The sequence below is a fragment of the Streptomyces parvulus genome (genome assembly GCF_014648855.1).
GTDB lineage: Bacteria > Actinomycetota > Actinomycetes > Streptomycetales > Streptomycetaceae > Streptomyces > Streptomyces parvulus.
In genome coordinates, this window is sequence record NZ_BMRX01000023.1 from 54,672 (window position 1) to 62,658 (window position 7,987).

At 71.2% G+C, this 7,987-nt stretch carries 8 protein-coding genes; 4 read left to right on the top strand and 4 right to left on the bottom strand.

Annotated features, from left to right (window positions below):
- Positions 1 to 6 precede the first annotated feature (6 nt).
- Both IE108_RS32810 and IE108_RS32815 read left to right on the top strand, forming a co-directional pair.
- Positions 7 to 285 carry an MbtH family protein gene (locus IE108_RS32810; RefSeq protein ID WP_064732153.1) on the top strand — a complete coding sequence of 93 codons (279 nt, stop codon included), beginning with the start codon at positions 7 to 9 and terminating at the stop codon, positions 283 to 285.
- Positions 275 to 3,115, top strand: a complete 2,841-nt coding sequence (locus tag IE108_RS32815) for an ATP-binding protein (protein WP_064732154.1) — start codon at positions 275 to 277, stop codon at positions 3,113 to 3,115. The genes IE108_RS32810 and IE108_RS32815 overlap by 11 nt, the downstream gene beginning before the upstream one ends.
- Here the strand turns inward: IE108_RS32815 and IE108_RS32820 are convergent.
- From IE108_RS32820 to IE108_RS32835, 4 genes are read right to left on the bottom strand one after another with little or no spacing between them, the layout of a single operon-like run.
- The gene (locus IE108_RS32820) at positions 3,098 to 4,222 is read right to left on the bottom strand and encodes an acyl-CoA dehydrogenase family protein (protein ID WP_064732155.1); all 1,125 of its coding nucleotides are present in this window, start codon (positions 4,220 to 4,222) and stop codon (positions 3,098 to 3,100) included. The genes IE108_RS32815 and IE108_RS32820 overlap by 18 nt on opposite strands.
- Complete coding sequence (locus IE108_RS32825) at positions 4,219 to 5,793, bottom strand: amino acid adenylation domain-containing protein (RefSeq protein ID WP_064732156.1); 1,575 nt, start codon at positions 5,791 to 5,793, stop codon at positions 4,219 to 4,221. The genes IE108_RS32820 and IE108_RS32825 overlap by 4 nt, the downstream gene beginning before the upstream one ends.
- A 12-nt stretch (positions 5,794 to 5,805) precedes the next feature.
- Positions 5,806 to 6,057 (bottom strand): phosphopantetheine-binding protein, encoded by a 252-nt coding sequence (locus IE108_RS32830; RefSeq protein ID WP_064732157.1) that lies wholly within the window; start codon positions 6,055 to 6,057, stop codon positions 5,806 to 5,808.
- A 12-nt stretch (positions 6,058 to 6,069) separates the two neighbouring features.
- Positions 6,070 to 7,017 carry a chlorinating enzyme gene (locus IE108_RS32835; RefSeq protein ID WP_064732158.1) on the bottom strand — a complete coding sequence of 316 codons (948 nt, stop codon included), beginning with the start codon at positions 7,015 to 7,017 and terminating at the stop codon, positions 6,070 to 6,072.
- Positions 7,018 to 7,167: 150 nt separating this feature from the next.
- On the opposite strand from IE108_RS32835, the gene IE108_RS32840 reads away from it, so the two are divergent.
- Together IE108_RS32840 and IE108_RS32845 are read left to right on the top strand one after the other, a co-directional pair.
- Positions 7,168 to 7,764, top strand: a complete 597-nt coding sequence (locus IE108_RS32840; RefSeq protein ID WP_064732159.1) for a helix-turn-helix domain-containing protein — start codon at positions 7,168 to 7,170, stop codon at positions 7,762 to 7,764.
- Positions 7,761 to 7,987: phosphoadenosine phosphosulfate reductase domain-containing protein (locus IE108_RS32845; RefSeq protein ID WP_189397823.1), on the top strand; the 227-nt coding region annotated here is incomplete at its 3' end. The genes IE108_RS32840 and IE108_RS32845, both read left to right, overlap by 4 nt.

The following is a 7,987-nucleotide window of genomic DNA, read 5'->3' on the forward strand; positions in this document are numbered from 1 at the left end:
AGGGAGATGAGTGTGTCCACCGACAGGCTCGAGCGCCACATCGTTGTCATCAACGAAGAGGAGCAGTACTCGATCTGGCCCGAGGGAAAGGCGGTCCCGGCCGGCTGGCGTGCCGTCGGGGACCCGGCCCCGAAGGAGCAGTGCCTGGAGTACATAGAAGCGCACTGGACCGACATGCGGCCGCTGAGTCTGCGGCGCGCGATGGCCGGCGAGCAGCAGCCGTCGGGGGCGGCGGGAGTCTCCGCGTCCCGGCCCCAGGAGGAGATCGTCGTCCATGGAGGATGACCGGGCGCCCGCGCGGCCGGCCTCGGCCGGCCGGTCCGCGACCGCGGACACGGCGTCCCTGTTCGACCCGCACGGCGGGGCGCCCACCCTCGTGGAGATCCCGGGCGAACCCTGGACGGGAAAGACCCGGACGCTGCACCGCCTGGTCGAGGACGCCAGGAGGCGGGGCTGGTCCGTCGCGCATGCCGCGGCGGGCCCCCCTTCCACCACCGCCCCTCTCCAGCTCTTCTCCGACGCCTTCGAGGAGATCCTCGCGGAACGGTGCGAGACGGTCCTGCGGCACGTTCCGGTCGCCTACCGGCGTGCGCTGGGCCGGGTGTTCCCCGCGCTGGACCCCTCGGCCGGGCCGGACACCGCCCCGGCCGGTGGCGCGGCTCCGGCCGGACCGATGGTGCCGGCCATGCGGCAGCTGATACGCGCACTGGCGGGCCCGTGCGGTCTGGTGATCGCGCTGGACGACGTCCACTGGGCGGACCCGGCCTCGTACGAACTGCTGGAGGGGCTGGTGCGCAGGCCGCCCGACGCCCGGCTGACGATCGTGATCGCCCATCGCGACCGGCAGTCACCGCTGCGTCTGCGCGGACTGCTCGCCTCCGCAGCGCGGGCACGCAGGATCGAACTCGGTCCCCTGCCCGAGCGGGAACTCGCCGCGCTCCTGCCCGACGGTACGCCTCGGCCGCTGCGCCGGTCCCTGCTCGACCGTGCGGACGGCAATCCTGGGCTGCTGCTCGCTCTGGCGGCCTCCCCCCGTGCCCACGGGGGCACCGCGCCGGACGCCCCGGGGCTGGCACCGTTCACCCGTTTCCTGGACGAGTTCCGCGCCGTGTCCGACGACGGCTGGCTCGCCGCGCAGTTCGCCGCGGTCCTCGGCGACGCGTTCACACTCCAGGAGGTGCGGTCCGTCACCGGGCTGCCCGACGAGCGTCTCGCGGCAGCCGTCGCGGAACTGCTGCGGGAGGACATCCTCCGGCCGGCCGAACCGGCGGCCCACTACCGCTTCCGTCACTCCCTGCTGCGGGCGACGGCCTATCACACCACCGGTGAGCGGTGGCGGCTCGCCGCGCACACCGCGGCCGCCGGGCTCATCGGACTCCCCTCCCCGTGCGTCCACACCCAGGGCAGACCGGTTCCGCACGGCACGCCGGCGGCCGACCGGGTCCGCTCGGGACTGCTGCCGCGGGACGCCTTCTCCGACCTCGGGGACACGATCCTGCTGTACGAACAGCGCGTGCGCACGGGCAAGGCACTGGTCGTCGCGGGCAGGCCGGGCGAGGCCCTCGACGTCCTGGACCGGACCTCCTCCCCCGGCGCCGGCGTACCGCTCGTCCTGCGGGCGGAGGCGGCCGACTGGCGGGCCCGGGCCCAGCGCCTGCTCGGCCGGTACTCCCTCGCCGAGTCGCTGCTCGAAGCGGTGCGTCCGGAGGTGGCGGGCGAACCCGAGGCGCTCGCACTCATCGACCTGGCGCGGCTCGCGGCGGCCCTCGAACGCGGCAGTCCGCCACCCGGCGGGGAACCGACCGCGGTGCGGTGGGCCACCGGCCTGCCCGACCCGCTGGCCCGTGGATACGCCTGGGCGCTACTCGGTGCCCAGGACGCGGACGAGGGCCGCACCGCGCAGGCCGCGGTGCGGCACGCCCAGGTCGCCGATCTGGTCGACGGTGTCGACGACACCGCCCTGATCGGACGACTCGACATCGTGTACTGGCTGGCCAGGTCCCTGGCACGGCTGGAGCGGGACGCGGAGGCCGCACGTCACTTCGAGCGCGGTCTGGGCATCGCGGCGGCGCACGAACTCGACTACCTGGTACCCCGGTTCGCCACCGGGCTGGCCGAGGTGCGGCTGCGGCTGGGGCGCGTCGACCTGGCGATCGAGGCGGGTCACCGGGCGATGCGCGCCGCGGCCCGTATCGGGGGCGACTGCCTGCTGGCCGAGGCCGGCGCCGGACTCGCCCGGGCGGCGTGGATCAGCGGTGACCGGACGGCCGCCCTGCGCGCGGCGCGCGAGGCCGCGCAGCGGGTGGAGGCGTGGCGTGAGCCCTGGGCCGACCGGATCCGCCTGTCCCTGCTGGAGACGACCTTCGACACCGGCGACCAGGAGCTGTGCAGGGAACTCGTGGCGGCGGGGACCGTGCGACGCGCCGCGTCCTTCCCGGTCGTCTCGCAGCTCCCCGCCGTCGCCGAGGTCCTCGCCCGGCTGGAAGGCGAACGGCGGGGTTCGGCCACCGAGGCGGGACGGTGGGCCACCGCTGCCGAAGAGGCAGCCGGCCGCCTCCAGTTGCCAGGCGCCACAGGGCTGGCGCTGCTGGCCCGTGCCCACCACCACCGCGTCACCGATCCCTTGAGGGCCGCGGTCTTCGCCTCCAGCGCGGTCGTCACGCTCACCCGGGCCGGCCGGCCGCTCGACGTGGTCCGCGCCCATCTGGCAGTCGCGGCGGCCTGGGCCGGTATCGACTCTTCGATCGCCCGCAGCCAGCTCGACGAGGCGAGGGTACTGCTGCGGGGGCGCGGGGCGCACGGCTATCTGGAGCACGCGGCCGATCTCGCCTCCAGCACGCCGCAGCATTCGGCCGATGCCCGGCTGGCCAGACTGAGCAGCCGGGAGCAGGAGATCTCGGTACTGGTCAGCGACGGCTACACGAACCAGCAGATCGCCCGCGCGCTCAAACTCAGCCACAAGACCGTGGAAACCCACCTGGGCCGGATCTTCAAGAAGCTCGACGTCGGTTCGCGGGCCCAGGTCGCGACGTCGATCGGCCGGGCGGCCCGGTTCACGGACGCCCGCTTCACCGGTCGGCGGGCGCCGCTCGCCGCGTCAGATCAGATCGCGTAGCAGCTCACTGGCACCGGCCGCGATCGTGCCCGCCGAGGCGTCGCGGTAGAGCCGGGCCGCCGTGGACTCATCCAGGCACCCTTGCGCCCCGTGGAATTGGAGGCAGACGTGAGCGGCCCGCACCGCCAGTTCGGTGGCCTTGAGTTTGAGCACCGTCGCCGTCCGGCTGTCCAACTCGCCGCGGCTGTGCAGCCATGCCGCGTGCCGGCCGTACTGGGAGACCAGGTCGTGGTCGGCGGTGAGCTCGGCGAAGGCGTGGCGCACGGCCTGGTGGCCGTAGAGCGGGGTGTCCTTGACCCGGCGACGCCGTATGTGTTCTTCGAGCAGTTCGAGGCAGTGCGCGACGCCGCCGACCGCCAGGAGACCGGCGGCCAGCCGCTCGAAGTCCAGGCCCTGGACGATGTGCATCAGCGCGTGGTCGCGGCGGCCGAGCACGCGGTCCTCGGGGACGGCGACGTTGTCGAAGACGACCTCGCAGACGTCGGCGGAGCGCCAGCCGAGCATGCGCTGTCCGGTGCGGCGCACCCCTGGGCTGTCGGCGTCGATCAGCAGGAGGCTCACCCCCGTCAGGGCCCGTGGCGCCGCCTTCTGGTCCCGCGTCCTGACGAGTGTGACGAAGAACGACGCCTGGGAGCCATTGGCGACGTAGAGCTTCTCGCCGTCGACGAGCAGGCCGCCGCCCTCGCGGGGGCGGGCCCGGGTCCGCAGTCGGCTGAGGTCCGAGCCGGCGTCCGCCTCGGTGATGGCGAGGGCCGCGAGGCGTTCGCCCCGTCTGGCCGGCTCCAGGTACGCCTCCCGCTGCGCGGGCGTACCGAAGAGGTCGAGGTAGGAGGTGGCCATGTAGGCGTGCACACCGACGCCGGCGCGGACACCGGCGTAGCCGGTACGGCCCAGTTCTTCGAGGAGGATCGCGCTTTCGAGGAAAGCCTCGCCGTGGTGTCCGTGGGACAGCAGTCCCTGCGCCGCGAGCGTCTTCCACGCCTCGGGGTCGACGTGGCCCTGAGCCTCCCACCGGTCGGCGTGCGGCAGGACCGCGTTCCGCAGGATCTCGCGGACCCGCGTGCGGAACTCCGCGTGCCGCGGAGACTCCCAGAAGGCGCGGCTCATGACGCACCGCCTCCGGCCCGCTCCATCACCAGAGCCTGCCGGTCCACCTTTCCGGTCCCGGACAGCGGAAGGGAGTCACGCAGGTGGATCGCCTTCGGAATCATGTAACGCGGCAGATGGTCGTGGAGGAACTCCGTGATCTCCTGCACCGTGCACCGCTCGTCGCGCGGTACCGCGAAGGCGATCAGCCCCTTCTCGCCGGCACCGTTCTCCTCGACCGCGACATGGCTGAACCGCACCCCGGGGTGGCGGTTGAGGTGATGGGCGACCTCGCCGAGTTCGATCCGAAAGCCGTTGATCTTGACCTGGTCGTCCAGACGGCCTTCGAAGACGACCTCGCCGTCCTCCCGGAGGCGCCCGCGGTCGCCGGTGCGGTAGAGCAGTTCGCGGCTTCCGTCGATCTCGTACTCGGCGAAGTTCCTGCGGGCCGCGTCGCGTGGGTCCAGGTAGCCGGGCGACAGGCCCGGCCCGGCCAGGCAGATCTCGCCGGTCGTACCGGGCGGGCACAGGGTGTCGCCGTCCACGACGTACAGGCGGGTGTTCTGCAGGGGGCGCCCGATCGGGAGATCGGTCACGGACTCCGGGAGCCGGTTCAGGTCGAGCGGGAAGCAGGTGGCGAACGTCGTGCACTCGGTCGGCCCGTAGACGTTGACGACCTTGCCGGGGCCGTATCGTGCCACCGCCTCTCGCAGGTGCCGCATCGAGTGCAGCTCGCCCCCCGTCAGGACGGTCTCGACCTGGTCCAGTGCGGCCGGCCCCTCCTCCACCACGGTGTTGAACAGCGCGGTGGTCAGGAAGACAACGGTCACGCCGTGCGTGGCGACGGTCCGCTTCAGCTCGGACAGCCGGATCCGCGGCGAGGGGTAGAGCACGCAGGTACCGCCGTGCAGGAGCGCGCCCCAGATCTCGAAGGTCGCCGCGTCGAAGTAGACCGGCGCGAGCTGGAGGATCCTGGAACGCTCCCCGAGCCTGGCGTACCGGGCCTCGAAGACCAGCCGTGCGATGCTCCGGTGCCGGATGGGCACGCCCTTGGGCCGACCGGTGGAGCCGGAGGTGAAGTTGATGTAGGCGAGGTCGTCCGGCCCCGTCCGGAGCACGGGGTCGGCCTCCACCGGCGGGGCGTCCGGCGACAGGACCGCGAGGCCGGGAAGGTCCCGGGCGACCTGCCCGGACGCGTCCGTGACGACATGGGCGGCGCCGGTCTGCCCGACGACCGCGCGAAGGCGTTCGGCCGGCCACGCGAGGTCCACCGGGACGTAGTGGCCGCCGCACTTGAGCACGGCGAGTATCGACGCGATCAGCTCGGGCGAGCGTGCCACTCCGACCACGACGGCGGCCCCGGGACTCACGCCCCGTCGCCGCAGCGCCGCGGCGATTCCGTTCGCCGCCCGGTTCAGGTCGCGGTACGTGATCACCCGTTCCCGGTGGATGAGCGCGGTCGCCTCCGGCAGGCGGGCGGCGGTCGCCTCGAAGAGTTCCTTGACGCCCCGGTCGTCCGGGTAGGGCACGGTGGTGCGGTTGATCCGCCGATGCACCGAGAGCGCCGCCTCACCGCCGGTCAGCCTGTCCATGCCGAACTCCCGTCAGTCCAGGACCCGGGAGCGGTCCCGGTTCGTCAGGATCGTCGACGCGATCTCCGCCACCGCGCTGCGCTCGAAGAGGTCGTCGGCCGGCAGGCTGTCCTCTCCGAAGCGCTCCTCGGCCTTCGCGATGAGCCGTACCGCGGTCAGCGAGTTCCCGCCCGCGTTGAAGAAGTCGTCGCCGGGCTCGGCCACCAGGAGCCCCAGCTCCCGGCAGGTGTTCATGACCCAGGCCTCGATCTCTGTACTCGACATCGTGACGTCCTCCTAGCGCGTGACGAAGGGACGACCGGTGACGGTCCGGTCGACGAAGCGGTTGTGTCCGTACTCGTCCTTGCCGGCGACCAGCACGTTGCCGAACTTCTCCAGACTCGCCTCGCCACCGAACTCCACCAGCGCGTCGGAGTACGGGTAGACGCGGACGGACGTCGGCAGGTAGCGCGCCGCGAAGCCGAGCCGCATCTGGTCGGTGAGGCCGCTGTGCGGGTGCGAGGCGTGCATGAGCGTCGACCAGAAGACGATGCACTGGCCCTTGCGCATCTCCATGGAGACGGCCTTGGATTCGTCCGGACTCCAGTTCGGGTCCTTCTGGAGCTGCCGGTAGTCGTAGCCGAAGAAGCCGCGCCTGACGCCGGCCTTCTCCTTCTTGTTGATGGAATTCGCGTCGTACTCCATCACCTTGGACTCGTCGTAGTTCATGGTCTTGTGGGAGCCGGGAATGAACTGCAGGCAACCGTTTTCGACGGTGGCGTCGGTAAAGGCGGTCCACACCGTGATGGTGCCGCCGAACTCCGCGTCCTCGGGCCACACGATCTGGGGGTACTTCGAGCCCGCGACGTTGGAGAAGTTGTCGGCCTGGTGCCAGTCGGTGCCCTCGTCCCCGGGGTACTTGGGGAAGAACTCGGTGCGCCAGCAGAGCGCGTCGGCCCCGAGCAGGCTCGTCACGGGCCCCACGATCTGCGGTCGCGTGATGTGGTCGGCCAAGAAGTCGACATCCAGGTGCCGGTCGTAGTTGGCCAGGTTGGTGGCGCCGGAGACCGTCCCGCTCTGGCGGTAGATCGAGGATTTCGTGTTGACCAGCTTGGGCCGCAGAGCCCGCAGACTGGCCTCCATCTCCTCGGGTTCGTAGACGTCGAACGGACCTATGAATCCGTCCTCATTGAACTGCTTGAGTTGCGCTTCGGAAAGGGCGAAATCCGAGAGCTGCTGAGTCATGACCCACCTTTTACTAGGAGGTTTACTCTCACCATAAACAGATGACCATGGCGCCGAGTTCACTGTCAAGGCCGCTCCTGGTTCCGATTCCGGAACGCCGTACGGGAGACATTGAGTTCCTTTTTCGGAACGGAAAGGAATGGGAAAACGATGACCAAACTATTCGCCGTGGAGGTCGGACGCCGTGTCAGGACACTGCGCCGGCTCTACGGTCTGTCGCTGTCGGAACTGGCTCATCGCGCGGCGATCGGCAAGGCGACGCTGTCGGGGCTCGAGACCGGGACCCGCAATCCGACCCTCGAGACCCTGTACGCCATTTCCGCCCAGCTCGACGTCCCGCTGGCCGTACTGCTCGCCGATCCCGACCCTCCCGAGCACCCGGTGGAGATCCACGGTGCCGCGGTCTCGGCCACGCTCCTGGAGACGTTCGACGACGACGACGTCGCCTCGGAGCTGTACCGGATCCGTATCCGGCCGGGCATCGTACAGGTCTCCCCGCCGCATCAGCCCGGCGTCACCGAGCACGTGACCGTCTTCTCGGGAAGCGCCCGGGTGGGGCCGGCCGCGCAGCCGGTTCTCGTCACGGCCGGCAGCCACGCCCAGTGGCCCGCCGACGTCCCGCACGTCTACGCCGCGGACAACGGCGTCGAGGTGCACGCCCTGCTCACCATCCACCACCCTTCCGGAGAGGCGGCCGCGCCCGTGGGACGTTCCGTCGCGCTGCTGGCCGAAAGGGGACCGGCATGACGACGACGGTCCGCCGAGCTCCGTACGCGGTGAGCCACCTGGACGCTCTGGAGTCGGAGGCGGTGCACATCTTCCGTGAGGTGGCGGGTGAGTTCGAGCGGCCGGTGATCCTGTTCTCCGGCGGCAAGGACTCCATCCTCATGCTGCACCTCGCACTGAAGGCATTCGCGCCGGCGCCGGTGCCGTTCTCGCTGCTGCACGTCGACACCGGGCACAACTTCCC

Bases quoted from the DNA above. Each gene is read 5' to 3' on its own strand.
- IE108_RS32840 (WP_064732159.1), top strand. From the start codon at position 7,168: ATGACCAAACTATTCGCCGTGGAGGTCGGACGCCGTGTCAGGACACTG.
- IE108_RS32825 (WP_064732156.1), bottom strand. From the start codon at position 5,793: ATGGACAGGCTGACCGGCGGTGAGGCGGCGCTCTCGGTGCATCGGCGG.
- IE108_RS32815 (WP_064732154.1), top strand. From the start codon at position 275: ATGGAGGATGACCGGGCGCCCGCGCGGCCGGCCTCGGCCGGCCGGTCC.
- IE108_RS32810 (WP_064732153.1), top strand. From the start codon at position 7: ATGAGTGTGTCCACCGACAGGCTCGAGCGCCACATCGTTGTCATCAAC.
- IE108_RS32830 (WP_064732157.1), bottom strand. From the start codon at position 6,057: ATGTCGAGTACAGAGATCGAGGCCTGGGTCATGAACACCTGCCGGGAG.
- IE108_RS32820 (WP_064732155.1), bottom strand. From the start codon at position 4,222: ATGAGCCGCGCCTTCTGGGAGTCTCCGCGGCACGCGGAGTTCCGCACG.
- IE108_RS32835 (WP_064732158.1), bottom strand. From the start codon at position 7,017: ATGACTCAGCAGCTCTCGGATTTCGCCCTTTCCGAAGCGCAACTCAAG.